This is a genomic window from Kingella bonacorsii (genome assembly GCF_016623605.1).
GTDB lineage: Bacteria > Pseudomonadota > Gammaproteobacteria > Burkholderiales > Neisseriaceae > Kingella_B > Kingella_B oralis.
Window position 1 is genome coordinate 310,642 of the sequence record NZ_JAEHNZ010000002.1, and the last position, 26,123, is coordinate 336,764.

General features: G+C 54.1%; 25 protein-coding genes. 14 read left to right on the forward strand and 11 right to left on the reverse strand.

Features of this window, described 5'->3' with window-relative positions:
- Positions 1 to 105 precede the first annotated feature (105 nt).
- Complete coding sequence (locus JDW22_RS06440; protein ID WP_200522372.1) at positions 106 to 2,151, reverse strand: M3 family metallopeptidase; 2,046 nt, start codon at positions 2,149 to 2,151, stop codon at positions 106 to 108.
- Between the two features lie 217 nt (positions 2,152 to 2,368).
- Between JDW22_RS06440 and JDW22_RS06445 the strand changes: the two genes are divergently transcribed.
- Together JDW22_RS06445 and JDW22_RS06450 are read left to right on the forward strand one after the other, a co-directional pair.
- Entirely contained in the window at positions 2,369 to 3,424 is a 1,056-nt protein-coding gene (locus JDW22_RS06445) for an AI-2E family transporter (RefSeq protein WP_200522373.1), read from the forward strand.
- 56 nt (positions 3,425 to 3,480) lie between these two features.
- On the forward strand, positions 3,481 to 3,888 hold the full coding sequence (locus tag JDW22_RS06450) for a DUF805 domain-containing protein (RefSeq protein WP_200522374.1): 408 nt from the start codon (positions 3,481 to 3,483) through the stop codon (positions 3,886 to 3,888).
- Positions 3,889 to 4,170: 282 nt separating this feature from the next.
- On the opposite strand, the gene JDW22_RS06455 is transcribed toward JDW22_RS06450, so the two are convergent.
- Positions 4,171 to 4,572, reverse strand: a complete 402-nt coding sequence (locus JDW22_RS06455) for a DoxX family protein (protein WP_200522375.1) — start codon at positions 4,570 to 4,572, stop codon at positions 4,171 to 4,173.
- A 236-nt stretch (positions 4,573 to 4,808) separates the two neighbouring features.
- On the opposite strand from JDW22_RS06455, the gene JDW22_RS06460 reads away from it, so the two are divergent.
- From JDW22_RS06460 to JDW22_RS06470, 3 genes are all read left to right on the forward strand, one after another.
- Positions 4,809 to 5,483 (forward strand): ComF family protein, encoded by a 675-nt coding sequence (locus JDW22_RS06460; protein ID WP_200522376.1) that lies wholly within the window; start codon positions 4,809 to 4,811, stop codon positions 5,481 to 5,483.
- A 102-nt stretch (positions 5,484 to 5,585) separates the two neighbouring features.
- Positions 5,586 to 6,050, forward strand: coding sequence for a tRNA (uridine(34)/cytosine(34)/5-carboxymethylaminomethyluridine(34)-2'-O)-methyltransferase TrmL (gene trmL, locus JDW22_RS06465; protein ID WP_200522377.1), 465 nt, complete (start codon positions 5,586 to 5,588; stop codon positions 6,048 to 6,050).
- Between the two features lie 91 nt (positions 6,051 to 6,141).
- Positions 6,142 to 6,963: a septal ring lytic transglycosylase RlpA family protein gene (locus tag JDW22_RS06470; RefSeq protein ID WP_329610721.1), complete on the forward strand. Its 822-nt coding sequence runs from the start codon at positions 6,142 to 6,144 to the stop codon at positions 6,961 to 6,963.
- Positions 6,964 to 7,052: 89 nt separating this feature from the next.
- Here JDW22_RS06470 and JDW22_RS06475 read toward each other — a convergent pair whose 3' ends face one another.
- From JDW22_RS06475 to JDW22_RS06485, 4 genes are all read right to left on the reverse strand, one after another.
- A complete protein-coding gene (locus tag JDW22_RS06475) occupies positions 7,053 to 7,355 on the reverse strand; it encodes a hypothetical protein (protein WP_200522379.1) in 303 nt (100 codons plus the stop codon).
- Positions 7,356 to 7,379: 24 nt separating this feature from the next.
- On the reverse strand, positions 7,380 to 8,939 hold the full coding sequence (locus tag JDW22_RS06480) for a TerC family protein (protein WP_200522734.1): 1,560 nt from the start codon (positions 8,937 to 8,939) through the stop codon (positions 7,380 to 7,382).
- 265 nt (positions 8,940 to 9,204) lie between these two features.
- Positions 9,205 to 9,327, reverse strand: a complete 123-nt coding sequence (locus JDW22_RS13895; protein WP_268884215.1) for a hypothetical protein — start codon at positions 9,325 to 9,327, stop codon at positions 9,205 to 9,207.
- Positions 9,328 to 10,182: a PhnD/SsuA/transferrin family substrate-binding protein gene (locus JDW22_RS06485; RefSeq protein WP_200522380.1), complete on the reverse strand. Its 855-nt coding sequence runs from the start codon at positions 10,180 to 10,182 to the stop codon at positions 9,328 to 9,330.
- A gap of 307 nt (positions 10,183 to 10,489) precedes the next feature.
- Here JDW22_RS06485 and lysS point away from each other — a divergent pair, with 307 nt between their 5' ends.
- The 9 genes from lysS to fusA all read left to right on the forward strand — a co-directional run bounded on the left by lysS (position 10,490) and on the right by fusA (position 19,182).
- Positions 10,490 to 12,001: a lysine--tRNA ligase gene (lysS, locus tag JDW22_RS06490; RefSeq protein ID WP_200522381.1), complete on the forward strand. Its 1,512-nt coding sequence runs from the start codon at positions 10,490 to 10,492 to the stop codon at positions 11,999 to 12,001.
- A 113-nt stretch (positions 12,002 to 12,114) separates the two neighbouring features.
- The gene (locus JDW22_RS06495; RefSeq protein ID WP_200522735.1) at positions 12,115 to 13,071 is read left to right on the forward strand and encodes a DnaJ C-terminal domain-containing protein; all 957 of its coding nucleotides are present in this window, start codon (positions 12,115 to 12,117) and stop codon (positions 13,069 to 13,071) included.
- Between the two features lie 12 nt (positions 13,072 to 13,083).
- Complete coding sequence (locus tag JDW22_RS06500; RefSeq protein ID WP_200522382.1) at positions 13,084 to 13,362, forward strand: chaperone modulator CbpM; 279 nt, start codon at positions 13,084 to 13,086, stop codon at positions 13,360 to 13,362.
- A 40-nt stretch (positions 13,363 to 13,402) separates the two neighbouring features.
- Positions 13,403 to 13,834, forward strand: coding sequence for a DciA family protein (locus JDW22_RS06505; protein WP_200522383.1), 432 nt, complete (start codon positions 13,403 to 13,405; stop codon positions 13,832 to 13,834).
- Between the two features lie 128 nt (positions 13,835 to 13,962).
- Entirely contained in the window at positions 13,963 to 14,601 is a 639-nt protein-coding gene (gene azu / locus JDW22_RS06510; protein WP_200522384.1) for an azurin, read from the forward strand.
- 69 nt (positions 14,602 to 14,670) lie between these two features.
- On the forward strand, positions 14,671 to 15,948 hold the full coding sequence (gene waaA / locus JDW22_RS06515; protein WP_200522385.1) for a lipid IV(A) 3-deoxy-D-manno-octulosonic acid transferase: 1,278 nt from the start codon (positions 14,671 to 14,673) through the stop codon (positions 15,946 to 15,948).
- 155 nt (positions 15,949 to 16,103) lie between these two features.
- Complete coding sequence (gene rpsL, locus JDW22_RS06520) at positions 16,104 to 16,475, forward strand: 30S ribosomal protein S12 (protein ID WP_002218431.1); 372 nt, start codon at positions 16,104 to 16,106, stop codon at positions 16,473 to 16,475.
- A gap of 112 nt (positions 16,476 to 16,587) precedes the next feature.
- Positions 16,588 to 17,061 carry a 30S ribosomal protein S7 gene (rpsG, locus tag JDW22_RS06525; RefSeq protein WP_003796067.1) on the forward strand — a complete coding sequence of 158 codons (474 nt, stop codon included), beginning with the start codon at positions 16,588 to 16,590 and terminating at the stop codon, positions 17,059 to 17,061.
- Positions 17,062 to 17,079: 18 nt separating this feature from the next.
- Positions 17,080 to 19,182 carry an elongation factor G gene (fusA, locus tag JDW22_RS06530; RefSeq protein WP_200522386.1) on the forward strand — a complete coding sequence of 701 codons (2,103 nt, stop codon included), beginning with the start codon at positions 17,080 to 17,082 and terminating at the stop codon, positions 19,180 to 19,182.
- A 135-nt stretch (positions 19,183 to 19,317) separates the two neighbouring features.
- Here the strand turns inward: fusA and JDW22_RS06535 are convergent, their stop codons facing one another.
- The 5 genes from JDW22_RS06535 to aroG form a co-directional block, all read right to left on the reverse strand.
- Complete coding sequence (locus tag JDW22_RS06535) at positions 19,318 to 21,852, reverse strand: GIY-YIG nuclease family protein (protein WP_200522387.1); 2,535 nt, start codon at positions 21,850 to 21,852, stop codon at positions 19,318 to 19,320.
- A 189-nt stretch (positions 21,853 to 22,041) separates the two neighbouring features.
- On the reverse strand, positions 22,042 to 23,544 hold the full coding sequence (locus JDW22_RS06540; protein WP_200522388.1) for an Eco57I restriction-modification methylase domain-containing protein: 1,503 nt from the start codon (positions 23,542 to 23,544) through the stop codon (positions 22,042 to 22,044).
- Positions 23,531 to 24,193, reverse strand: a complete 663-nt coding sequence (locus JDW22_RS06545) for a DNA methyltransferase (RefSeq protein WP_200522389.1) — start codon at positions 24,191 to 24,193, stop codon at positions 23,531 to 23,533. The genes JDW22_RS06540 and JDW22_RS06545 overlap by 14 nt, the downstream gene beginning before the upstream one ends.
- Before the next feature lie 239 nt (positions 24,194 to 24,432).
- Positions 24,433 to 24,894, reverse strand: coding sequence for a YchJ family protein (locus JDW22_RS06550; protein ID WP_200522390.1), 462 nt, complete (start codon positions 24,892 to 24,894; stop codon positions 24,433 to 24,435).
- A 159-nt stretch (positions 24,895 to 25,053) separates the two neighbouring features.
- Positions 25,054 to 26,097: a 3-deoxy-7-phosphoheptulonate synthase AroG gene (gene aroG, locus JDW22_RS06555; protein WP_200522391.1), complete on the reverse strand. Its 1,044-nt coding sequence runs from the start codon at positions 26,095 to 26,097 to the stop codon at positions 25,054 to 25,056.
- Positions 26,098 to 26,123: the final 26 nt, after the last annotated feature.

Here is a 26,123-nt window from a genome sequence, read left to right on the forward strand (position 1 = left end):
TATGGATACTATCTTATTTAATTTAAATGGAATATTGTTTATGCGCGTAGGCGATAGGCAGCCTGAAACGGGAAATATCGTTTTCAGGCTGCCTTTTATCCGTAATTACGCCACAAACCCACTATGCCGCAGCAAGGCATCAATGCTCGGCTCGCGCCCGCGGAAGGCTTTGAAGTTTTCCATCGCGCTGCGGCTGCCGCCCATGCTGATGATTTCGTTCCAGAACTTCGCGCCCATCGCGCGCACGTCGCCGCTTTCTTCAAAGGCAGCGTAGGCATCGGCGCTCAACACTTCCGCCCATGCGTAGCTGTAATAGCCTGCGGAATAGCCACCGGCGAAAATGTGGCTGAAGCTGTTGGCAAAGCGGTTGTATTCGGGCGGCTGCACCACGGCGACTTCGCGGCGCACATCCGCCAGCACCTGAGCCCAGTTTTTCAGGCTGCCTGCGTCGCTTTGGCTGTAAATCAGCATGTCAAACAGCGCGAACTCCATTTGGCGCACTAGGAACATCCCGCGCTGGAAGTTTTTTGCCGCCAGCATTTTGGCAAACAGGCTTTCGGGCAGCGCGTCGCCCGTATCTTCGTGCGATGACATTTCGCGCAACACGGCGTATTCCCACACAAAGTTTTCCATAAACTGGCTGGGCAGTTCCACCGCGTCCCATTCCACGCCGTTGATGCCGCTCACGCCCAGTTCGTCGATTTGGGTGAGCAGATGGTGCAAGCCGTGTCCCATTTCGTGGAACAGGGTGATGATTTCGTCGTGGCTCAACCGCGCTTCTTTGCCGGCGACAGGCGGGGTGAAGTTGCACACCAAATAAGCGGTGGGCGTTTGGATTTGCCCTTTCAGGCTGCCTGAAAGATAGCGGCGGCGGCCGCGATAATCGTTCATCCATGCACCGCCGCGCTTGCCTTCGCGGGCATACAAATCCATATACACCGCGCCGATAATCGCGCCGTCTTTTTCCAGCTCAAAATAGCGCACGTCTTCATGCCACACGGGCACGGTTTTTTCGCGCAGCTTCACGTCATACAAGGCTTCAATTTGGGCAAACAAGCCTGCCAACACTTTGCTGGCGGGGAAGTATTTTTTCACTTCGGTTTCGCTAAATGCGTATTTGGCTTCGCGCAGTTTTTCGCTGACATACGCCAAATCCCATGATTGGATTTCGGGCAGCCCTAAATGCTCGGCGGCATATTGGCGCACTTCGGCTAAATCGCGCTCGGCAAAGGGTTTGGCGCGCCGGGCCAAATCGCGCAGGAAGGCAAGCACTTGCGCGGGCGTTTCCGCCATTTTGGTTACCAGTGATAGCTCGGCATAATTTTGATAGCCCAGCAAACGCGCTTCTTGCAGGGCGATTGCTAGGCAGCGGTTGATGTTTTCGGTGTTGTCCCATTCGGGCTTGCCGAATTCGCTGGCGCGGGTGGCGTAGGCGCGGTACACCTGTTCGCGCAAATCGCGGTTGTCGGCGTATTGCATTACGGCGATGTAGTGCGGCATTTGCAAGCCGATTTTGTAGCCTGCTTTTTGCTCGGCGGCTGCGGCAGCCTGAAACATCGCCAGCGCATCTTCGGGCAAGCCTTTCAGGCTGCTGTCGTCTTCAAAATAAAGCGCGAACGCATCGGTGGCGTCCAACACGTTTTGCGAAAATTGGGCGGAAAGCTGGGCGGCTTCGGTTTGCAAGGCGGCTAATTCTGCCTGCTGCTCGGGCGGCAATTCCGCGCCGCTTAATACGAAGCCGCGCAAATCGTGCGCCAATTTGGTTTGCTGCGCGGGGCTTAATTGGGCAAATTCGGGCGATTGTTTTATCGCTTTGAAGCGGGCGTAGAGTTCAATGTCTTGCCCAATTTCGGTGAAGAACACGGTTACTTCGGGCATCAATTCGTTATACACGGCGCGCAACTCGGGCGTGTCCACTACCGAATTGAGATGCGCCACCACGCCCCAAATGCGCCCCACGCGCTCGGTTAAATCGGTGAGCGGTTCTACGGTGTTGAGCCAATTGGCAGCGTTTTCAGGCTGCTGTTTAATCGTGGCAATTTGGGCGCGGGCTTCTGCCATCGCGGTTTGCATGGCGGGCTTGATGTCTTCCACGCGGATGGCGGCGAAGTCAGGTTCGTGTTGCAGATTGAGCAAGATGTTGTTTTGCATAATGGGCTTTCGTGATGTGGTTGAGAATAGGTTTTATCAAATGGGGCGAATTGGGGGTATTGCAAGAGTTGAGGCAGCCTGAAAATAGATTTAAGGCAGCCTAAAAACGTGAAATAGCGTTTTCAGGCTGCCTTTGCTGTTGATGCCCCGCCCCATCCCTTTCTGTTAAGATTGTGCCTTTCTTTTCGGAGCAACAAGATGAGCCACAATCCCCCCAATGCCGCCGCGCCCCACCCCGCCAATCCACCTATCCCCCCAAGCCCTGCCCCCCGCAGGCAACGACACAGGCAAGCCTTTTTTGATTTCGCTGGCGATTGCCGTGTTGGTGTTGTTTGGCGTGCTGCATTTTCATTTTGTGGTGCTGTTTGTGAGCATTTTGATGACGTATTGCCTGATTGAAGGCGCGAATGCGATGCTGGGCAAGGCATTGGGCGGGCGGCTGCAACACCAGCATGTGCATCTGATTTCGGTGCTGTCGGTTGCGTTGGCGGTGTGCGCCATGCTGGGCATTGCGGTGTATGCGGGCTACACCAAAATCAACATCGACGAGTTTGAAGCCATGTATCACCGCCTGCCGCAGATTCTCGCCTCCTACGGCGCCGACAAATACCTTCCCGAAGGCATCAATATCGGCGAGGAGATTTCCGCGTTTTTCGCCGCCCATAGCGCAAACATTATGCAGGCTGGCAAAAAAGGCGTTACCTCGTTTGTGTACATTATCATCGGCATCATTGTGGGCATTATGCTTAAAACCCATGTGGTGCACAGCAAACAGGCGCAATACACGGGCTTTTTGTCGGCATCGCTGGTGGAGCGGCTGGTAGGTTTTAAAACCTCGTTTAAAGATGTGTTTGTGGCGCAGGTGAAAATTTCCACCGTAAACACTTTACTCACCGTGCTGTATTTGTTTGTGGCGCTGCCTGCGGCGGGCATTTCGCTGCCGTTCAAAACCACGCTCACCTGCCTGGTGTTTTTTGCGGGCTTAATCCCTGTGATTGGCAATCTGATTTCCAACACGGCGGTGGTGATTATCAGCTTGGGCAATTCGCTGACGGCGGGGATTGTGTCGCTGATATTTTTGGTGGTGATTCACAAAGCCGAGTATTTTTTGAACGCGAAAATCATCGGCGAGCAAGTGAACGCCAAAGCGTTTGAACTGCTGCTGGTGATGATTATTTTTGAGCATTTGTTTGGCATCGGCGGGATTGTGCTTGCGCCCGTGTGCTACGCTTATCTGAAAAAAGAGCTGATAGCGCACAAGATTATCGGTTAAAACGTTTTCAGGCTGCCTCATACTAATAAGGCAGTCTGAAACACAAGGAGGGATAAATGGACGAATATTTTGCCGTGTTAAAACAATACGCCGTGTTCATCGGGCGCGCAGGGCGCAAGGAGTACTGGCGGTTTTCGCCGATGCAAATAGGCATTGCCTTTGCGCTGGCGATGTGGCTGGTGGCGGCGTTGCCCAACGAACCGGGCGACAACTTCCGCTGGCGCGATTTGGGCGCGGCGGGGCTGCCGTTTTATGTGATGATGCTCTACGACGCGCTGCCGACTATTGTCCCCACTTGCGCCGTTACCGTGCGCCGCCTGCACGATTGCGATTACTCGGGCTGGTGGCTGCTGCTTGGCTTTATTCCTTATATTGGCGAAGCGGCGCTGTTTGCCCTGCTCTGCTTCAAAGGCACGGCGGGCGACAACCGCTTTGGCGCAGCGCCTGACGAATATAGGGATTGATTGCCATTGAGGCAGCCTGAAAACCAAAATGGAACGGCGGCGTCTCGCTGCCAGATGGCTTACAAATTGGTTTGCCGACATGGCAACGAGCCGCCGATGCGCCATCGGTTGTCGGTTTTACAAAGGTTTCAGGCTGCCTCATGGTTTGCAAAAATCTTTGCCTGAGAACAGGTTTGCGAGCTTGTGCCAAAACAAAAACACGTGTTGCCACCGCATCGGCAAAACGTGTCGCTTAACGCTTATCCGGCTTGCTTGCAGGCAGCCTGAAAAGGCAAAACAATCTTAGCTCTTGCGCAGCACGCTATCCAGCGCATACTTACCGCCGCCCGTAAACACCAGCAGCAAGAACATCAGCGAATACAACGCCGCCAATTCGCCGCCGTTGGTCATCGGCAGCAGCACATTGCCGCCGTGGATAAAGAAATACGCCACCGCCATTTGACCCGACAGCAAAAACGCCACGGGGCGGGTAAACAAGCCCAAAATCAGCAACGCGCCGCCCGCCAGCTCCAACATGCCGCCCGCGCCAAACAGCGAAAACAGCGGCACCGCGCCGTGTCCATCCGTCATGGAAACGGGAAATTCGAAAAATTTCGCCAAACCGTGTTGCAAAAACATATAGCCCGTAACCGCGCGCACCAAGCACAACGCCGCATCTTGCCAATTTTGTAAACGAGTAAACATAGCTTTCTTCCTGTGTGAATGTTGAAACGGCGCATTATAGGGATAACTACCCGTTTAAAATAGCGCGGTTTGGCGAACGTAGTTTTAACCATTAAGAAACCATCCGCGCTGCGGCGGCCTGCGTAGCGAAGCGGAGTTGCGGAGCTAAAACCAGTTAGCCATTGCCGCCCGATGCAACCCAATCCAACCCTTTGCCCTTTTTAGGCTGTCTACAACGCCCCTCGCCAAGCACCCCCATGTTCCCCCAAGCCCAAAGCTGCCTCATCTGCCACGACATCCAAGACAACACGCTCTGCCCCGCCTGCCAAAGCGAACTGCGACGTCTCTTTCCCGATACGCGCCACCTTTGCCCGCGCTGCGGCGAAGTCAGCCTACACCAAGCCCTATGCGGCAGCTGCCAACGCCATCCGCCGCCTTATTCCGCCTTTTGGGCGTGCGCCGAATACGCCGCCCCCATCCCCGCTCTGCTGCACGCATGGAAACACCACGGCAGCCGCCACCTCACCCCCGTGTTCGCATGGCTGCTCCAAGAAAATTCCCCGCCGTGGCTCGCCAACCAAACCTTTGATGCCGTGCTCGCCATGCCCATCAGCCGCGAACGCCGCCTACAACGCGGCTTCAACCAATGCGACAGCCTCGCCCGAGCCGTTACACAACGCTACAAAATCCCCCTTTTGCCGCCCGATTCCGTGCACCGCGCGCCCAAGCCGCCGCAATCCACCCTTTCCGCCGCAGAGCGCGCCCGCAACATACGCGATGCCTTTCGCGTGCGCGAGAACGTTAAGAACTGTAAAGTTGTGATAATTGATGATGTTAGCACCACGCATTCCAGCATCGCCGAATTATCCCGCGCCCTGCTTTTAGCGGGGGCTACCGAAGTTTTCGCCTGTGTAGTCGCGTGTAACAAGTGAAAAAAGATTTGACTTACTGTTGCAAAAAGGCGCATATTGCACGGCTTGCAACGGCGCAAGCTTTGTAAAGATTGTTTATAATCAACAAATTAGGGCTAAACGATGTTTACCGTTGTATTGTTTGAACCCGAAATCCCGCCCAACACGGGCAACATTATCCGCCTTTGCGCCAACACCGGCTGCGAATTGCGGTTAATCAAGCCGCTGGGGTTTCCGCTGGACAGCGCGAAAATGAAGCGCGCAGGTTTGGATTACCACGAATTTTCCACGCTGATTGTGCACGAAAACCTTGCCGAATGTTTGGACGCACTCCAAGGCAAACGCATTTTCGCGCTCACCACCAAAGGCAAAACCCGCCCCGATAAAGTGGCTTTTCAGGCTGGCGATGTGTTTATGTTTGGCCCTGAAACACGCGGCTTACCCGCTGCGGTTTTGGATGCGCTGCCTGAAAATCAGAAAATTCGTTTCCCCATGATGCCCCATAATCGCAGCATGAATTTATCCAATACCGTGGCGATTACGGTGTTTGAAGCATGGCGGCAACTGGGCTACGCAGGCGGCTCATAAAATTTGAAAACGGATGCGCGCCCATCGCCATGCGAAAGCGGCATCTTGTTTAGGCTTGCAAATATCTTCAACTCAAGAACTGGAACACATTTTGACTAAAATTCAACATACTCTTTTAACGGGCGTTTTTGTATTACTGGCGGCAGGCTGCTCCACCACGCGCACGGAGCAATCCGCCCACGCGGGGCGCGAGCCGGCTCAAACGGTTAAAGCGGAGGCTTTGCATTCCACCGCCAATTTAAGCTACAAGGTGGCGGGCAAACGCTACTACCCAAGAAAAAGCGTAGAGAAAAATTTTAGCCAAACAGGGCGTGCTTCATGGTATGGCCCAGGCTTTCACGACAAAAAAACTTCCAGCGGCGAGCGGTTTGACATGAATGCGCTTACCGCCGCCCACCGCACTTTGCCGATTCCCAGCTATGCGCGTGTAACCAATCTTGCCAATGGCAAAACCATTGTGGTGCGCATCAACGACCGCGGGCCTTTCCACGGCAAGCGCGTGTTGGATTTATCCAAAGGCGCGGCAAAGGCGCTGGGCTTTATCCAGCAAGGTTCAACCAACGTGCGCATTGAAGCGTTAACGGCGGGCGACAAAATAAATGTGGCCGCCAACGACGAACCCGCGCCGCAAGCCGTTCAACCCGCCATCAATTTGGCGCAGAACGAATTGACACTGCCTGAGCCTGCGCTGGTTAGCAATGCCAGCCATGTTTATGTGAGCCTGAAATCGCTGCAAGAGGCGATGACGGCGGAATCGCTGTTCCGCCAAGTGGCTTGGCATGATGCCTCGCCCTTTGCCAAGGAACAGGGCGTGATGGTGCTGGGCTTGGACAACGATTATTGGCGCAACCTGAGCGCGTTGCTGAACCATGCGGAAGCGGACAGCGCGCAAGTGAAACAAGATGTGATTTGACGCTTGGCGCAGCTATAAGGCAGCCTGAAAACGGGGAAACCGGTTTTCAGGCTGCCTTTGGGTTTGTTGGCGGACGGGCGTGATGGCGTTTATGTTTTTTTAGGCTGCCTCAACGCTGGCGGGACAGGGACAGCCTGAAACGGCTCCCGCGCGGCTACGGCTTGCCGGCAAGCCGTGTTCTTGCGTTTGTGTTGTATGGGAATGGGTGTTTTGAAGCGGGTTGGGGTTGAGCAATGGTTTTCAGGCTGCCTTGGGGGTGGGTAAAGGCAGCCTGAAAACGTATCGGAAGCGTTGGTTGCGCTGCGCTCGTTTTCAGGCTGCCTTATCGGGCTGGATATTCGGCAGCCTGAAAGCCAATCCATCCGGCAAAAAACCGTTTGGCGCAACACCAAACGGTTTTCTTATTTTCAGGCTGCCTATTCTTCATCAGGGATGCGGCTGATTTTCACCCGCTCCACGCGGTGCCCGTCTTTTTCCAAGACTTCAAACTGCCAGCCGTGAAAGCGGATGCTGTCGCCCACTTCGGGCAGGTCTTGCATCTGCTCCATAATCAGCCCCGCCACGGTGTGGAAATCGGCATCTTCGGCGGGCGGCGGCAGATTAAGCTGCGGGGCGAGTTCTACGTATTCCAGCGCGCCGTCCACGGTTAAGCTGTCGTCGGTGTTTTCTTGCACGCTGGGTTCTTCTTCGCGCTCAAATTCTTCGGGGAACTCGCCTGCGATGGTTTCCAGCAAGTCTTTCATGGTAACCATGCCCAGCACCGCACCAAATTCGTCCACCACCAGCGCGTAATCGGCGCTGTGTTTGCGAAACAGCTCAATGGCTTGCAGCGCGGTCGCGCTTTCAGGCAGCATCAGCGGTTGCTTTAAGGCAGCATGAATGTGGGTTTCGCCTGTTTCCAAGATTTGCGCGAGCAGGTCTTTTTTGTTGATGTAGCCCAAGGGTTCGTCCACGCCCGCTTTGCCTACTACCAACAGCCGCGAATAGGGGCATTCAATCAGCTTGGCTTTTTGCTCGTCTTTGCTTTGCGAGATGTCCAGCCGCTCGATGTCGCTGCGCGGTATCATCACGCCGAAAATGGGGCGTTCGGCTAGGGTTAAAACGCTGCGTATCATAGATTTTTCGTTGTCTTCAAAATGCTCGCCCTCGCCGTTGTCGCGCCCGTTTTTGTTTAACAGCGTTTCGCGGATGCCCATCATGCCCAGCACGTTTTCGGCGGTGCGTTGTCGCCATGAGCTGCCTGCGTAGTCGTTTTTCTTGGTGTTTTTTTGCGAAACTTGGTTGAACACTTCAATTAGGATGGAGAAGCCAATGGCGGCGTAGAGATAGCCTTTGGGGATGTGAAAATGGAAGGCTTCGGCAATCAGGCTAAACCCTATCATCAGCAAAAAGCCTAGGCACAGCATCACCACGGTGGGATGCTTGTCCACAAAATTGGTGAGCACTTTGCTGGCGGTAATCATCACGGTCATGGCAACGGCAACCGCCGCCATCGCCACTACAATATGCTCCACCATTGCCACGGCGGTAATCACGCTGTCTATGGAAAACACGGCATCCAGTACCACAATCTGCGCCACCACGCTCCAAAAGGCGGCATGTTTTTTGTGCGTGTCGGCAACTTGAAAATGGTTTTCGCCTTCTAGCCGCTCGTGTAGCTCGGTGGTGGCTTTGTACAGCAAAAAGATGCCGCCGCCGAGCATGATTAAATCTTTGCCCGACACGCTGTGCGCGCCCATGTGAAACAGGGGCTGGGTGAGCGTGATGATGTGCGCCATAAAGCCCAGCATGATGATGCGGATGAGCACGGCGAGCGCAAGCCCAACGATGCGGGCTTTGTCGCGCAGGGCGGGTTTGACTTTGCTGGCAAGAATGGCGACGAAAACCAAGTTATCAATGCCGAGCACCACTTCCAATATAAGCAGCGTGGCGAAACCTATCCATGTTTGCGGCTCGGCGAGCCAACTGATGTCCATTGTGGCGTGAATCCTTTGGGTGGGAACGAATGGGGTTGATAGCGGTTTCAGGCTGCCTGCGATAAGGCGCGCGCCGCCCGCCCAAGCGATAAACCGCAAAAGGCAGCCTGAAAACGGATGAAGCGCGTTTGAGCAAAGCTAAGCGGCGTTTCCAATACGTTTTTAGGCTGCCTTGTGGGCTATGTTGTGCAGTGGCGGCAAGGATTGCCGCATCTCTGCTCGGGTTCGTTCATTGTGTGGTTGCAAAAATAAAAACGGGGCGAGTTTAGCGAAAATTCGCGCCATTGGCAAAACGAGTTTCAGGCTGCCTTGGGGACGAGGCGGGTTGGCGCGGCAGCGGCAGCCTGAAAACAGGGCGGGCGATGCCCATGCTCGCGCATGGTTTCATTTAACCGTTTTCAGGCTGCCCTTCGGCTGCCGTTGTTTGCTCAGCTTCGGCTGTTGATGCAGCTTGCGCCGTGTCCGCCGTTTGATGCTCGACGACGGTTTCCGCTTCGGCTTGCCCGTCCTGCGCCTCGCCGCCATCCTGCCCGCCGTCGCCTGCGCCGCCCGCCGCCACAAACCCTTTTGGCATGCCCAAATCCGCCAGCGTCATTTGGCTTACGGGCGATTGCGCCATGTTCAGCAATGCCGCGCGCAGCTTGTCGGCTTGGTCGGCAAAATCGGGATGCAGCAGCATAACGTGCCCGAAATCTTCAAATTCCGTTTCAAACAGGATTTTCAGGCTGCCCTGCGTGCCCGCGTTCAAGCTGCGAAACGAGCTGGCAAGGAACAAGCCGATTTCGGCTTCGTTTGCCATCAGCCGCCGCGCCAGCTCGGGGAACGTGCGCGTGGGCAGCCATTGCACCGTATCCGCCGTAATCGCCGTGCCTTGTAACACGCCCAAGCCAATGCTTTCCATATCGCGGTTGGCGGTAATCAACACGCGGCTATCGGCAGGCAAATCGCTTAACGCGGCGATTTCGCTATCGGCTTTTACCACCACCAGCACTTGGTCGCTCGGTAAATCGGGCTTGGCAAGCGGGATGTAGCCCTTGTCGCGCATCAAGCTGCCCGCGTCAAACGGGTTGGCATACACCAGCGCAACCGTTTCGCTGTCTAGCAATTCTTGCTGCTCGCGGTAGCCCGCTGGCGTTTGCAGATGGATGGTGGTGTCCAACGCGCGTTGCAACTGCGTGTTAAACATATGCCAGTTGGCAAAAAATTCGGGGGGAAAATCGGGGGTAATCAATAGGTTCAGCATGGGAAAGCAATCCTCTTTTTGGTTATGCTCAGCGGTGTTTCCTTAAAATCCATTCCTGCATCGGCGCGTATCGTTTCACGACCGCAGCATCTTTATTTTCCAACGCAATTTTAACACACGGCGGCGCTGCCCACGACGGCAAATGGCGGCGTATCCATCCGGCAAACAAGCAAAAAAACGCCCGATTGCAAAAATTTCGCGCGCGGTTATTCAGGGCAAACGTAAATCCGCGTAAAATGCGCGGCTTGCTATTTATGGATATTTTCAGGCTGCCTATGCGGCCAAACCCTTTTTACCGGAAGCCATTATGACCGACCAAACCCAAACTCCCGAAATCCCGCAATTAGACGAAAACCAAATCATCGCTCTGCGCCGCGAAAAACTGAACGAAATCCGCCAACAAGGCATCGCCTTCCCCAACGATTTCCGCCGCGACGCATTCGCCGCCGATTTGCACGCACAATACGGCGAAATGAGCAAAGAAGAGCTGGACCCGCAAGCCGTGCCCGTGAAAATCGCGGGGCGCATGATGCTCAAACGCCAAATGGGCAAAGCCAGCTTCGCCACCATCCAAGACGCAACGGGGCAAATCCAGCTTTATCTGAACAACAAAGGCGTGAGCCAAGAGGTGCTGGATGCGTTCAACCATTGGGACATGGGCGACATCATCGGCGCGGAAGGCACGCTGTTCAAAACCAACCACGGCGAGCTCACCGTGCGCGTGTCGCAAATCCGCCTGCTGAGCAAATCGCTGCGCCCGCTGCCCGACAAACACAAAGGTTTGAGCGACCAAGAAACTAAATACCGTCAGCGTTATGTGGACTTAATCGCCAACGCCGACAGTCGCGAAGTGTTTATCAAGCGCAGCAAAATCATCCAAGCCGTGCGTAATTTTATGGTTTCCGAACAATATCTTGAAGTGGAAACGCCGATGATGCACCCCATCCCCGGCGGTGCAACGGCCAAGCCCTTCGTTACCCACCACAATGCGCTGGATATCCCGCTCTACCTGCGCATTGCGCCCGAATTGTATTTGAAACGGCTGGTGGTCGGCGGCTTGGAGCGCGTGTTTGAAATCAACCGCAGCTTCCGCAACGAAGGCATGTCGGTGCGCCACAACCCCGAATTCACCATGATTGAGTTCTACGAAGCCTTTTGCGACTACAACCGCATGATGCAAATGGCGGAAGACACCATCCACGCCGCCTGCCGCAGCGTTTCAGGCAGCCTGAAAATCGAATACAACGGCAAAGAAGTGGATTTGGAAAGCCCGTTCGAGCGCCTGACCATCCTGCAAGCCATCAAAAAATACAATCCGCACTACACCGACGAGCAGCTGAACGACGCCGAATGGCTGAAAAAAGAAATCGTCAAACACGGCGAAAGCCTGCCGCACGCAGCGGGGCTGGGCAGCCTGCAACTGGCGCTGTTTGAAGGCTGCGCCGAGAGCAAGCTGTGGAATCCTACGTTTATTGTGGATTACCCCGTGGAAGTGTCGCCGCTGGCGCGCGCGTCCGACAGCAAACCAGGCTTAACCGAGCGCTTTGAATTGTTCGTCGTCGGGCGCGAGCTGGCAAACGGCTATTCGGAATTGAACGACCCCGAAGACCAAGCCGCCCGCTTCAAAGCGCAAGTGGCGCAAAAAGACGCGGGCGACGACGAAGCCATGCACTACGACGCCGACTACATCCGCGCCATGGAATACGGCTTGCCCCCCACAGGCGGCTGCGGCATCGGCATCGACCGCTTGGTGATGCTGCTCACCAACGCGCAAACCATCCGCGACGTGATTCTGTTCCCGCAGATGCGCCCCGAGTAACACGCAAGCCATCCAACCGCGCAACCCCGTTTTAGCTCCGCTGAACTTCGTTTCAGGCTGTCTCAATGCTGTCGCAACACCAATGGGCAGCCTGAAAACCCATCCCCGAGACTATCATGGCAAAAAACTATTATGAAATTTTAGGCGTAGAAAAAACCGCCGACGATGAAACCATCAAAAAAGCCTACCGCAAGCTGGTGCGCAAATACCACCCCGATGTGAGCAAAGAGCCCGACGCGGCGGAGCGCACCACCGAAATCAACCTTGCCTACGAAACCCTGTCCAACCCCGAAAAACGCGCCCAATACGATGCCGAGCTTGCCCAACCACGCGGCAACCCATTCCAAGGCGCAGCGGGCGGCGGCAATCCATTTGGCGAAAATCATTTTGGCGAGCAGGGCTTCCGCTACGAATACACAGGCGGCGCACCGTTTGGCGCAGACGATTTCCAGTTTGAAGACCTGTTTTCCGCCTTTGCCCGGCAGCAAGCGCACGCCCGCCGCCCGCGAGAGCGGCAACGCGGCGAAGACCAACACGCCGAGTTGGCGATTGACATTTACGCCTCCTACGCAGGCGCAGAACGCACGCTCACGCTGAACGTCCCCGCGCTGGATGCCGCAGGCCACCCCACCGTGCAGCAAAAAACCCTCAACGTCAAAATCCCCAAAGGCATCGCCGAAGGGCAGCAAATCCGCCTTGCCGGGCAAGGCTTGGCGGGCTACAACGGCGGCGCGAACGGCGATTTATACTTAAAAATCCGCTTCCACGCCCGCCCCGACTTATACGTCAAAAACCGCAAAGACGTGTACCAAACCATCAGCGTGATGCCGTGGCAAGCCGTGTTGGGCGGCAAAATCACCGTCGCCACCGCATCAGGACGCCTGCAAGTTACCCTGCCTGCCAACAGCCACAACGGCAAAACCATCCACCTGAAAGGGCAAGGCATCCCCGCCAAAGAAGCGGGCGACTTGTATCTCGTCATCCACATCGCCGTGCCCGAAGCCAACAGCGAAGCCGACCGCGCCCTGTGGCAGCAACTCGCCGACCACTATGCCCAATCCGCACATTAAAGGACAACCGCCATGCAACACGAAACCGACATTTTTTTAAATTTTGAACAAACCCTGGCCGCAGGCGGCTGCCAACGCGAATGGTTGCTCGGGCTGATAGAAGAAGAAGTAATTGTGGTGCAAGGGCAGCCTGAACATTCGGAATACAGCGGTTTCCAATTGGCCCGCATCCGCCGCGCCGCACGCATCGGCCGCGACTTTGAAGCCAGCATCCCCGCTACCGCGCTCATCATGCGCCTGCTGGACGAATTGGAAGAACTGCGCAAAAGCCAACCCGCGCTAAGCGAATAGGCAGCCTGAAAACCCGTTCGGCGCAATCCCGACCCAAACCATGCAATTTGCCCCCCTTATCCCCGCCAACTCCCCCCTTGCCAACCTCCTGCAACGCTCGCGCTACTGGCAACAGCTGGACGACGCCGCCAAACGCCTGCTGCCCGCCAACCTGCATCCGCATTTTCGCGTGGCGTGCATTGAAGAGGGCGCGTTGATTATCCACGTGAGCGCGCCCATGGCGGCGACCCGTCTCAAAATGCTGCTGCCCAGCCTGTTGCCGCAGTTGCAAGAGCTTGACCCCAATATCGCCCGCATCCAAATCAAAACGCGCCCGCACAACCCCGCCACCGCCAAAAGCAAAAATTTCCACCTGAGCGAGCGCGCCCTAAACAGCTTCGAACAAACCGCCGAAAAAGTTGCCCACCACCCCAAACTGGCTGCCGCGCTGCAAAATTTGGTCAAAAACAACCGCAATACTAACAATAATTAACGAAAAACTTGACTTAAATCAAACAAAATCCCCTTAACTGGGGGCATAATCGCCCCCTTGTTAAACGCAAGTTTGTTCTAAATCAAAAACAAACTTAAATATCATCAAACTTTAAGGGAAGACTCATTATGAAAATCTATCTAGGTCTCATCGCAGCCGCAGCATTAACGCTTACCGCTTGTGGCGATAACAAACCTGCGCAACCTGCCGAATCAGCCTCTCCTGCTGCCACTGCTGCCGCATCTGAAACCGCAGCCGCTTCTATGGCTGCCGCATCTGAAGCTGCTTCTGCACCTGCTGCTTCTGCCCCTACTGCCGCATCAGGAGCTGCGCCTGCCGCTGCTTCAACCGCCGCTGCCGCGCCCGCAGCCGCCGGCGGCGAATGCGAAGCCGTGATTGTAAGCGACGACGCAATGAAATTCGACCCCAAAGAAATCCAAGTTAAATCAAGCTGCAAACAATACAAAATCACCCTGAAACACGAAGGCAAAATGCCTAAATCAGCCATGGGCCATAACGTCGTATTGTCCAAAGCTGCCGACAAAGACGGCGTATTGGCTGATGGTCAAACTGCTGGCGAAGCAAATAACTACGTTAAAGCTGGCGACGAGCGCGTGATTGCCCACACCAAACTGTTGAACGGCGGCGAGCAAGACAGCGTAACGTTTGACGTATCCAAATTGGCAAAAGGCGAAGCATACGAATACTACTGCTCATTCCCTGGCCACTACGCTACTATGAACGGCAAACTCACTTTGGTTGACTAATCGTTCATCGTATTTTCAGGCTGCCTAACATAAAATAGGCAGCCTGAATTTTTTTCTTACCGTTTCAAAATGCTGCTCCCCACTCTCTACAACGCCCTGTGGCGCATCGCCCCCCCGCTCATCCGCCGTTATCTGCGCAAACGCGCCCGCAAAAACCCCGCTTATCTGGAACACTGGGGCGAACGCTTCGGCGCGCCCCATCCCAACCCCGTGCAACAGCCCATCTGGATACACGCCGTTTCCGTGGGCGAAACCCGCGCCGCACAGCCGCTTATCGCCGAACTGCACCGCCGCTTCCCTAACGCCCCGCTGCTGCTCACCCAAATGACCCCCACAGGACGCGCCACTGCCGCCCAACTCTATCCGCAAGCGCAATGTCGCTATCTGCCCTACGACCGCCGCGATTGGGTAGTACAGTTTTTGCGTGAACACCGCCCCCAATTTGGCGTGCTGATGGAAACCGAAATCTGGGCAAACCTGATTTCAGGCTGCCGTAACCAGCGCATCCCGCTCTTTCTCGCCAACGCCCGTTTATCCGAAAAATCCCAGCGCAGCTACCAAAAAATCCCCAGCCTCATCCGCCCCGCCCTGCGCCAACTTACCGCCATCTGCGCCCAAACCCCCGCCGATGCCGAACGCCTGCAACAGCTTGGCGCGCCCGCCCCCATCGTCTGCGGCAACACCAAATACGACATCCCCATCCCGCCGCTATCCAGCGAACTTGCCGCCCAATTTCGCCAAAAAATTGGCAACCGCCGCGTGTTCCTCGCCGCCAGCCTGCGCGAAAAAGACGGGCAAGACGAAGCCGAACTCATCCTGAACGCATGGCAACCGCACACCGACACCCTGCTCGTGCTCATCCCGCGCCACCCCGAGCGTTTTCAGGCTGCCTACGAGCTCGCCCGGCAACGCGGTTTCAACACCCAAAAACGCAGCGACAACACCCCCGTCCGCCTCGACACCCAAGTGTGGATAGGCGACAGCATGGGCGAAATGTATGCCTATTTTCAGGCTGCCGACATCGTCTTCATCGGCGGCAGCCTTGTAAACACGGGCTGCCAAAACATCATTGAACCACTGCAATGCGGCAAACCCGTGCTGTTTGGGCCATCCATCTATAATTTTCAGGCTGCCTGCCAAGAAGCCCTTGCCGCAGGCGTTGCCCAACAAATCCACAGCGCAGCCGAGCTTGTGCAAACCGTAACCCAGCAGCTCATGCAGCCTGAAATCCACACCCAACAAGCCGCCAAAGCCGCCGTCTATTTGGCGCAACATCGCGGCGCAAGCCAACGCATCGCCGATGTGATTGAACAGCATTTAAAGCAAACCGCCACATCCGCCCCATAAGGCAGCCTGAAAAATCATTCCCGCCCAGTTCCTCCATCTCATTTTCAGGCTGCCTCAAAATCCCTTATTGACCAATATCTTGCAAAAATACTATAATGCGCGGCTTGCTGGCATGGTGCTAGCAAGTATTTTTTATTCAACAGGAAAAGAAAAATATGCCAACTATCAACCAATTAGTTCGCAAAGGTCGTCAAAAACCTGTTTATGTGAACAAAGTACCTGCACTGGAAGCCTGCCCACAAAAACGTGGCGTGTGCACCCGTGTTTACACCACAACCCCTAAAAAACCAAACTCAGCCTTGCGTAAAGTCTGCAAAGTGCGTTTGACCAACGGTTTTGAAGTGATTTCATACATCGGCGGTGAAGGCCATAACTTGCAAGAACACAGCGTAGTGCTGATTCGCGGCGGTCGTGTAAAAGACTTGCCAGGTGTGCGTTACCACACCGTTCGCGGCTCTTTGGATACCGCAGGCGTAAAAGACCGTAAACAAGCTCGTTCTAAATACGGTGCAAAACGCCCTAAATAATTTGTTAAACCAACTGGCACATCGGCAGCCTGAAAAAAGCCGCCGAGTAAGTGAATGCCCCGTATGAGCATTCATGGGAATGCCCCAACTGAATAGACATTAAGGAATTAAAATGCCAAGACGTAGAGAAGTCCCCAAGCGCGAGATTCTGCCTGATCCAAAATTCGGCAGCGTAGAATTGTCAAAATTCATGAACGTATTGATGATTGACGGCAAAAAAGCCGTTGCAGAACGCATCGTATACGGCGCATTGGAACAAATTGCCAAAAAAGTACAAGGCAAAGAAGCAATTGAAGTGTTCAACGAAGCCATCAACAATGCCAAACCGCTTGTAGAAGTGAAAAGCCGCCGCGTAGGTGGTGCAAACTACCAAGTTCCTGTTGAAGTGCGCCCTGCACGCCGTTTGGCATTGGCAATGCGTTGGGTACGCGATGCTGCCCGCAAACGTGGCGAAAAATCTATGGATTTGCGCCTTGCTGGCGAATTGATTGACGCAGCCGAAGGTCGTGGCGGCGCAATGAAAAAACGCGAAGAAGTACATCGCATGGCAGAAGCCAACAAAGCGTTCTCTCACTTCCGTTTCTAATATCGAGAGGATAAAAAAATGGCTCGTAAAACCCCTATTAACCTGTACCGCAACATCGGTATTTCCGCCCACATCGACGCGGGCAAAACCACCACTACCGAACGTATTTTGTTCTACACCGGCCTGACCCACAAACTGGGCGAAGTGCATGACGGCGCGGCAACCACCGACTGGATGGAACAAGAACAAGAACGCGGTATCACCATTACTTCTGCGGCAGTAACCTCATACTGGAAAGGTATGGCGAAACAGTTCCCGGAACACCGCTTCAACATCATCGACACCCCGGGACACGTGGACTTCACCGTTGAGGTAGAACGTTCTATGCGTGTATTGGACGGTGCGGTAATGGTTTACTGCGCGGTGGGCGGCGTACAACCCCAGTCTGAAACCGTATGGCGCCAAGCCAACAAATACAAAGTGCCCCGCTTGGCATTTGTAAACAAAATGGACCGCCAAGGTGCCAACTTCTTCCGCGTGGTAGAACAAATGAAAACCCGTCTGCGCGCTAACCCTGTGCCTATCGTGATTCCCGTGGGCGCAGAAGACGCGTTTGAAGGCGTGGTGGATTTGTTGAAAATGAAAGCCATCATTTGGAACGAAGAAGACAAAGGCGTAACCTTTACTTACGGCGACATCCCTGCTGATTTGGTGGAAACCGCCGAAGAATGGCGTCAAAACATGATTGAAGCCGCCGCCGAAGCCAACGAAGAGCTGATGGATAAATATTTGGGCGGCGAAGAGCTGACCGAAGCTGAAATTATTGGCGCATTGCGTACCCGCACTTTGAACGGCGAAATTCAACCTATGCTGTGCGGTTCTGCGTTCAAAAACAAAGGTGTGCAACGTATGTTGGACGCGGTGGTAGAACTGCTACCTGCACCTACCGACATTCCTCCTGTGGCAGGCGAATTGCCTAACGGCGACAAAGCCACGCGCCAAGCCAGCGATGAAGAAAAATTCTCCGCATTGGCATTCAAAATGATGAATGACAAATATGTGGGTAACTTAACCTTTATCCGCGTGTATTCAGGCGTTTTGAAATCTGGCGATACGGTTGTCAACTCAGTAAAAGGCACACGCGAACGTATTGGTCGCTTGGTGCAAATGACGGCAAACGACCGCGATGAGATTGAAGAAGTGCGCGCAGGCGACATCGCTGCGGCTATCGGCTTGAAAGACGTTACCACAGGCGAAACTTTGTGCGCCGAAGATGCGCCCATTATCTTGGAACGCATGGAATTCCCTGAGCCTGTGATTCACGTTGCCGTTGAGCCAAAAACCAAAGCCGACCAAGAAAAAATGGGTATCGCTTTGAACCGTTTGGCAAAAGAAGACCCTTCTTTCCGCGTGCGTACTGATGAAGAATCAGGTCAAACCATTATCTCTGGTATGGGCGAATTGCACTTGGAGATTATTGTGGACCGTATGAAACGCGAATTTGCGGTGGAAGCCAATATCGGTGCGCCCCAAGTGGCTTACCGTGAGACCATCCGCAAAGAAGTGGAAGCGGAATACAAACACGCGAAACAATCAGGCGGTAAAGGTCAATACGGCCACGTTGTCATCAAAATGGAACCGATGGAACCGGGCGGCGCAGGCTACGAATTTATCGACGAGATTAAAGGCGGTGTGATTCCGCGCGAATTCATCCCCTCTGTGGATAAAGGTATCCGCGACACCCTGCCAAACGGCGTGGTGGCAGGCTTCCCTGTGGTGGACGTGCGTATCCGCTTGGTATTCGGTTCTTACCACGATGTGGACTCTTCGCAACTGGCGTTTGAATTGGCCGCTTCGCAAGCGTTTAAAGAAGGTATGCGTAAAGCATCGCCTGTGTTGCTTGAACCCATTATGGCGGTTGAGGTGGAAACACCCGAAGACTACATGGGCGACGTGATGGGCGACTTGAACCGCCGCCGCGGCATCGTGTTGGGCATGGACGACGACGGCATCGGCGGCAAAAAAGTGCGCGCCGAAGTGCCTTTGGCTGAAATGTTTGGTTACTCAACTGATCTGCGTTCGGCTACCCAAGGTCGTGCTACCTACTCTATGGAGTTTGCGAAATACGCCGAAGCACCTGCTAACGTAGCTGCCGAAGTAACCGCTGCTCGTAAGGGTTAATCAACTTGGGCTGTTTAAGGCAGCCTGAAAATAGAAAATCGGATTTCTCCTGCGTGGGAAATCCGATTTTTGTCTTAATAACAATCTATCATGGTAAAGTTTAGCGCTGTTTTAGGGAGCTAAAACAATTCAAATTTATTTGCCATATAAATTTTGGTGCTCCGCTACCGTCAGGCTGGTATTAAACCCGCCGATTCGGTCTTTCTGATAGCGGTTCAATGCTTCTCCAGCATAGTCAAAGCTGCTGTCTTCATAACGCTTAAACTTAAACACCGCATCATTCATCAACGCGCCGTTAAACACATTAAGCCGCTCCAGCAAATGAAAATCCCGTACATACAGCCCTGTTACCCTGCGGAACAGTTCGGGTTCAAGCTGGGTGATTACATCCTGCAAGGTATGTTCGCGCTTGTCGCTCAGATACATAAACACAGGTACGCGCGTGGCAAAAGCAATCAGTTTTTCCTGAATTTCCTTGCGCTTGCTTTTGTATTCTTTTTCCGCGTCGCTCAATGCTTTTTTCTCTTTCGCCGTCAAATCGCGCCCTTCTTCCGCCGCCTGTTTTTTCGCGTTTTTCACCGCTTCGGATTTGTTGATGATGGTTTCCAAATCCTGATTGAGCGTGCGGAATTTTTCGATGCGGCTTAAGGCTTTCATCGCCTCTTCGCTGTTAAGCAGCCGTTGCAGGGTAACGTTATCCACATTGACGAGCAGCGCGCTTTCCCAGCGTTTAGCCAGCAGCGTTGCCGTTGTGCCGCTGAGGGCATAGTCCAACACGCCTTCGGCATCGATTTCGCGCATCGCGCTGCCGTCGTAAGAAAAAATCGGCAGCACGCTGATGAAGTCTTTCACTTTCTGCTCGGGGCTGGTGTTCGGGTCGTTATCCAGTTTGCAGGCGTATTCCTGCACCTGCTTCAAGGCGCGGTTGGGGGCGAAATCGAAAATGTAGCATTCGTGTTTGACGATTTCTTCGCGCCGCGCGGCATCGGCGGCGGGGTTTTTCAACACCCACGGCGTTTGCACGCGGAAGGCCGTCTGAAAATAAGTTTCGGGGCTGGAAAGATTACGCAGCATCAATACGCTAGACCACGGCGCAACCGACACGCCCGTGGTCAGCTTGCCGCACGATAGCGTGATGGTTTTGGTATCCAGAGCGCCTTTCATGGCAGCCTGAACGGGCTTTAAGGCTTCCGCGCCGATGCCCGCGCCGCTGCCCGCGCAAACGATGATTTCGTAATCGTGGTAGAAGCGGTTTTGCTTTTGCGCGATTAAATTCCGCATCGCAAAGCAGGCGGCGACGTTGGGCAGAAACCAAAACGTATGCTGCAACACGCCCAACAGGCGCACATCCGAAAACGGCATCGGCGGCTTTTCCTTGCCCAGCTTCAAATCCTCAACAATGGTGTCGCGGTAGCTGCCGCGTATCAAATCCAGCCATTTCTGCACATATTCTTCGTTTTTAAACCGCGCGTCTTTGCCACTGCCCTCGGCGGCGAAAAAGGCGTTCAAATCAAATTCGTCAAATTCGCCCTGTTCGGCAACGTGGCGGATGCTTTCGGGCAGCGTGTAGGTAAACATCTTCATGCCCGGCAGTGCGGCATAGGGGTTGGCGCCGTTTTCAGGCTGCCATGCCTTTTTCGCTTTTTGCTCGTCGGGGTAGGTCCAGTTGAAAATCTGCTCTTCGATAAACTCGCCCGACGAAATCGCGCGAAACGGCGTGCCGGAAAGATAGAGATAGTGCGACGTGGTAATCGGCAGCAGCTTTTCGTCGAAATAATCGGGATTGTCTGCCTCCATATCCGCCAGCTCGGCTTCGATGGTTTTAATCGCCGCCTGCTCTTCCTTGTCGAACAAATCTTTGGACTTTTCGCGCCACGCGCCGTAGTGGTATTCGTCGAAAATCACGCAATCCCAATTAACCGTATGCACCTGCTCGTTTTTCGCCTTGATGCCGCCGCTTTTGTCCTTGCCGAGCAAATCCTGAAACGAGCCGAAAAACACCAGCGGGCGGGTTTTGTCCGCCGCATCAAACGACAAATCCTCTTCGTAATTCGATACAAACTGCCAACCCGCAAAATCCGTATGCGACAGCAAATCCTCGCGCCAGGCCGACAACACGGCGGGCTTGAAGGTCAGCACCAGCACCCGCTTCCAACCCATCTCTTTTGCCAACTGATACGCGGCAAAGGTCTTGCCGAAGCGCATTTTCGCGTTCCATAAAAAATGCGGCGTGATGCCCTCTTCGCGCTGAAACTCGCGGAAATACGCCGCCGTTTTCTCCACCGCCGCCTGCTGTTCGGGACGCATCGGGAAATCGTGCGTACGCGAAAGGCCGTCTGAAAGCGGTTTGCTCTGCCTTTCCGCGATGAAAGCCGCCTGCACATCTTTCAGGCTGCATCGGAACCATTCGCCGTTTTCCCGTTGAAAACCCTGTGCCGAAAGCCGTTTGTGAATGGCGCGGTCGTCAAAAAACGTGCCGTTTTCGCGCAATGCCGTTTCGTTGAACACAATCTCGTAAGACTGCTGCGGCAGCTTCACCGGATACTGCTCCGCCACCCGCTGCGCCGCATCGCGCTCGGTGTAACCGATTTTCAGGCAGCCTGCAAAGCGCGTGTCGGCATAGGCGTAAACGGTGGGGATGTTTTTCGGGACGATGGTGAAGTCGGACATTGGTTTTCTCCGTCATGTGATATCGGGGCAAACGGCAGTAGGTCGGGCATTTATGCCCGACAAACACGGACATATTTTCCTTATGTGCCACATGCTGCAAATTTGAAAACGTCGGGCATAAATGCCCGACCTACGGCAGGCGCGGTTTCAGACGGCCTTTCAGGCAGCCTAAAAGGCCGTCTGAATGGCTTAATCCATCGGGCGCACCATTTTTTCAATAAAGGCAATTTCGGCTTCGGTTAGGCCGTATTTGGCGTAAAGTTTTTCGTCTGTCCAGGATTGGGTGAAGTCCTGGATGGGGACGAATTGGTAAACTTTTTGCGTAGCGTGTTGTGTATTCTTTTTTAACATTACTAAAAATCTAAAAAAGCGGGTTTTAATATAAGAAATGACGTTTAGGCATATTTCTTTATCTGCAAATGGTCCAATAAGTAAATAAGTTTCTACGCATACGGAATTTGGCATTCCTAAAAAAGGTTTTCCCAATACCCAGAAATCAGAAGAAATTCTCTCTCCATATGCCATTGAAATATAAACTTTATATTCTTTTATCCATCGGATATTTCTTTGTATTTCCTCTTTGCTAACAAACGCAATCCCATTGCTAGTATGCAGTTCTATTGAATATTTATCATTTTGAATTTTATGTCCTTTAAAATTAGTAGCTAATCCAAAAGGCTTTCTTGAGCTAACTAACTCTTGAAATGATTTTTCTTGATTTATTCTTACTTTCCTTAGTATAGAAATGGCAGGATTGAAACGAACCAGCGTATCTATACCGTTTTCTCTCAAAGGGCGCGACATCTCCGAAACCATCTCACCACCTTCAACAGTCTGAATAAGACAATTCCCAGAATAATCCTTGTCCCACAAAAAATAGGATATACCACCCGAAATATCGACGCCGGGGAAACAGTCATTTGAATCAATGTAATCAACGATATTTCTGATTTTTTTGTCGCCCAGCATCTCATCCCGAAAATCATCCAAGCCTTTACCGCCGGCAAACCAGCGGCTGGGGGTAATCATCACCAGATAATGCGGCTGCAATTTCTTGGCTTGGCGGATAAATTCGTGGTAAATTGGGCGCGCGCTGGCTTGTGCGCCGCCATCTTCCATCTGATACGGCGGGTTGCCGATAATCACGTCAAATTTCATATTGTTCCAAATCTTTTCGGGGTGTTCGGTGTGGATAAATTCGTAGGCGTGGTTTTCCGCTTCGCCGCCTCGGTCGTATTTTTCTTTGTTTGCGCCGCAATATTTGCACTTATGATCTTTTGTCCATTCGTGCTGCGCTTCGCGGTTGAAGCGGATATGGCCGTCTGAATCGTCAAACACGGTGGCGATGGAAAGTTCGCTGTCGGCGGTTTTGCAGCAGTAGAGCGTGCGGCGGGAAATCAGGGCGGTCAGCTCGGTGATGGCGATGCCGTAAAGCTGCTTGCCTAAGATATGGTCGATGCGCTTTTGCAAATCGGGCTGCCAGTCGGCCAAGCCGTCTATCAGGCGGGTGGCGATTTCGCGCAGGAATATGCCGGATTTGCTGCACGGGTCTAAAAATCTGGCTTCGGGGTTGCGCCACAGGCTTGCGGGCAACAAATCAAGCATCTGGCGGGCGATTTGCGGCGGGGTGAATACTTCGTCGTTGCTCAGGTTGGCAAGGCAGGAAAGGATGTCGGGGTTATGCGTTTTCATGGCCGATGTCCAAGTAATGTATTGGGGGAAATTCTTTGTTGTGGTTGACGATGCGGGCGGGTTCGCCGTTGTCGCCAAACAGGTCGTGCTGCGAGCCGAGTTGCCCGCCGGTGGTTTCTACGGTGGTTTGCAGCTCAAACCATTTGGCTTTGACGCGCTGGCGGTCGATAAACTGCCATTGGGTCATCATGATGGGCAGGCCGTCTGAAGTGCGGTAATCCAGCGCATTGGCGCAAACGATGTTTTTTTCCAAAACACGGCGCACGGTATCGAGCACGCGCGGATAATCTTCGGCAGCCTGAAACGGGGGGAGATAGTTTTGCGAGAAGGTTGCCGACAGCCGCTCGCGGCACTCGGCGGCGTTGTCTGCCAAAAGCTCGATGCCGTACAGCCCGCACACGGCTTGCACCGTGGCGGGCTGGTATTGGAGCAGGCTGCTTTTGTATTTTTGGTTGAGATGCGCCATGCGGCGGCGCAGGATTTCCACAAGGAAATTGCCCGAGCCGCATGCGGGTTCGAGAAACGTGGCATCCATGCGCGTGATCTGGTCTTGCACCAAATCAAGCATGGCGTTGACTTCGCGGGGATTGGTAAAGACTTCGCCGTGTTTGGCGACGCGCGCTTTGGATTTAACCTGTTTATCCGACATGGAAAACCTCCATGCGGCAGGACGGTAAAGCGCGGGAAAGAAAAGATGCGGAAAAAAGCAAGAATGCGCGAAAAGTGCGGACGGAATTTAGCCTAGGCTGGCTGGCTGGCTGGCTGGCTGGCTGGCTGGCTGGCTGATTATACTTGTTTACACTTAACATAATAAGGATGTATGTAAAAAATGATGAATACTGCAATTCTGCGAGATTTTTATACATCATGCAAGATAACTGTTGGATTTTATGCTAACCACTTCCCGCAACACGCCTTAAACTTCGCCCCGCTGCCGCAAATGCACGGCGATTTCATGCTGGGTAGCGACACGGTCGGGTCGATGAAATACCATACGCCGTTTATCTGCACGAAGGTGGATAGCTCGTGATGCTCGTGCGCGCTGCCGTGTTCGGCGAAGCGTGCGGTGAAGGCGACTTGGGCGTGGTGTTTGCCGATGCGCGGGATGTGTTGGTGCACGGTCAAGCCGAGCCATTGTGCTTCGCGCGACCATCGGGCGATGCTGTTTACGTCTAACAGCGGCTGTTGCGCGGGCACGGTGGTGCGGACGATGTAATCAATCTGTTGCAGCGCATAGGCGGCGTAACGCGAACGCATCAGCTGTTCGGCGTTTTCAGGCTGCCTTTGCCCTGTGTGAAAGGGTTGGCAGCAGTTGGCATAGGGTTGGGATGATTGGCAGGGGCAAAGCATAATGGTCTCGCAAACAAAAAGGATTTTGCACGTTCAGGCAGCCTGAAAATGCAAAATCCTTATTTTACGCGATTATCGCCATGTGCTGAGTTTGCCTGTGTGGCGCGACTGTTTCGCCATACCCACAATGTTTTTCAGGCTGCCCCAGCTATGCAAGCACTATACGCGCACGCGGTTGGCTTCTGCCAGCAGTGCCAACAGTTTTTCGGTATCTTCCCAGCCGATGCAGGCATCGGTGATGCTTTGCCCGTACACCACGGGTTCGTTTTGCCGCCCTTCCACCAAGTGGCTTTCCACCATCACGCCCATGATGTTTGGCTCGCCGTTTTGGATTTGCGTGGCGATGTCTTGGGCGACTTCCATTTGGCGTTTGAAGTCTTTGCGGCTGTTGGCATGGCTGCAATCCACCATCAGCTTGGCGGGCAAGCCCGCTTGGGTAAGCTGCTCGGCGGCAGCTTTAACGTGTTCGCTGCTGTAATTGGGCGCGCCGTTGCCCCCGCGCAAAATCACATGGCAATCGCGGTTGCCCGCGGTGTGCACGATGGCGGAATGTCCCGCTTTGGTTACCGATAGGAAATGGTGCGGATGCGATGCCGCGCCGAGCGCGTCGATGGCGATTTTCAGGTTGCCGTCGGTGCCGTTTTTAAAGCCGACGGGGCAGGACAAGCCGCTGGCAAGCTCGCGGTGCACTTGGCTTTCGGTGGTGCGCGCGCCGATTGCGCCCCATGCGATGAGGTCGGCGTAGTATTGCGGGGTAATTATGTCTAGGAACTCGGTGGAGGCGGGGATGCCCATGTTGCCCAGTTCCAACAGCAGGCGGCGCGCTTGGCGCAAGCCGAAGTTGATGTCGTGCGTGCCGTTGAGGTGCGGGTCGTTAATCAGCCCTTTCCAGCCTACGGTGGTGCGCGGTTTTTCAAAATAGGTGCGCATCACAATCAGCAATTCTTTTTCGTATTTTTGCCGCAGCGGCAGCAGGCGTTGCGCGTATTCCAGCGCGGCTTTGGGGTCGTGAATGGAGCAAGGCCCGATGATAACCAGCAGGCGGTTGTCTTTGCCGTGCAGGATGTCAGCGATTTGCTGGCGCGTTTGGGCAACCAGCTCGGAGGCTTGTTCGCTGATGGGCAGTTCGTATAAATGGGCGATGGGGGGCAAAAGCTCGTCGATTTGTTTGACGCGCAAGTCGTCGGTGGGATGCAGTGGCATGATGTTCTTCTTGGGTTGGAATTTGT

Excerpts from the sequence above, each read along its gene's own strand:
- JDW22_RS06440 (WP_200522372.1), bottom strand. The coding sequence starts at position 2,151 with ATGCAAAACAACATCTTGCTCAATCTGCAACACGAACCTGACTTCGCC.
- JDW22_RS06445 (WP_200522373.1), top strand. The coding sequence starts at position 2,369 with ATGCCGCCGCGCCCCACCCCGCCAATCCACCTATCCCCCCAAGCCCTG.
- JDW22_RS06450 (WP_200522374.1), top strand. The coding sequence starts at position 3,481 with ATGGACGAATATTTTGCCGTGTTAAAACAATACGCCGTGTTCATCGGG.
- JDW22_RS06455 (WP_200522375.1), bottom strand. The coding sequence starts at position 4,572 with ATGTTTACTCGTTTACAAAATTGGCAAGATGCGGCGTTGTGCTTGGTG.
- JDW22_RS06460 (WP_200522376.1), top strand. The coding sequence starts at position 4,809 with ATGTTCCCCCAAGCCCAAAGCTGCCTCATCTGCCACGACATCCAAGAC.
- trmL (WP_200522377.1), top strand. The coding sequence starts at position 5,586 with ATGTTTACCGTTGTATTGTTTGAACCCGAAATCCCGCCCAACACGGGC.
- JDW22_RS06480 (WP_200522734.1), bottom strand. The coding sequence starts at position 8,939 with ATGGACATCAGTTGGCTCGCCGAGCCGCAAACATGGATAGGTTTCGCC.
- JDW22_RS13895 (WP_268884215.1), bottom strand. The coding sequence starts at position 9,327 with ATGAAACCATGCGCGAGCATGGGCATCGCCCGCCCTGTTTTCAGGCTG.
- JDW22_RS06485 (WP_200522380.1), bottom strand. The coding sequence starts at position 10,182 with ATGCTGAACCTATTGATTACCCCCGATTTTCCCCCCGAATTTTTTGCC.
- lysS (WP_200522381.1), top strand. The coding sequence starts at position 10,490 with ATGACCGACCAAACCCAAACTCCCGAAATCCCGCAATTAGACGAAAAC.
- JDW22_RS06500 (WP_200522382.1), top strand. The coding sequence starts at position 13,084 with ATGCAACACGAAACCGACATTTTTTTAAATTTTGAACAAACCCTGGCC.
- JDW22_RS06505 (WP_200522383.1), top strand. The coding sequence starts at position 13,403 with ATGCAATTTGCCCCCCTTATCCCCGCCAACTCCCCCCTTGCCAACCTC.
- azu (WP_200522384.1), top strand. The coding sequence starts at position 13,963 with ATGAAAATCTATCTAGGTCTCATCGCAGCCGCAGCATTAACGCTTACC.
- waaA (WP_200522385.1), top strand. The coding sequence starts at position 14,671 with ATGCTGCTCCCCACTCTCTACAACGCCCTGTGGCGCATCGCCCCCCCG.
- rpsL (WP_002218431.1), top strand. The coding sequence starts at position 16,104 with ATGCCAACTATCAACCAATTAGTTCGCAAAGGTCGTCAAAAACCTGTT.
- rpsG (WP_003796067.1), top strand. The coding sequence starts at position 16,588 with ATGCCAAGACGTAGAGAAGTCCCCAAGCGCGAGATTCTGCCTGATCCA.
- fusA (WP_200522386.1), top strand. The coding sequence starts at position 17,080 with ATGGCTCGTAAAACCCCTATTAACCTGTACCGCAACATCGGTATTTCC.
- JDW22_RS06535 (WP_200522387.1), bottom strand. The coding sequence starts at position 21,852 with ATGTCCGACTTCACCATCGTCCCGAAAAACATCCCCACCGTTTACGCC.
- JDW22_RS06540 (WP_200522388.1), bottom strand. The coding sequence starts at position 23,544 with ATGAAAACGCATAACCCCGACATCCTTTCCTGCCTTGCCAACCTGAGC.
- JDW22_RS06545 (WP_200522389.1), bottom strand. The coding sequence starts at position 24,193 with ATGTCGGATAAACAGGTTAAATCCAAAGCGCGCGTCGCCAAACACGGC.
- JDW22_RS06550 (WP_200522390.1), bottom strand. The coding sequence starts at position 24,894 with ATGCTTTGCCCCTGCCAATCATCCCAACCCTATGCCAACTGCTGCCAA.
- aroG (WP_200522391.1), bottom strand. The coding sequence starts at position 26,097 with ATGCCACTGCATCCCACCGACGACTTGCGCGTCAAACAAATCGACGAG.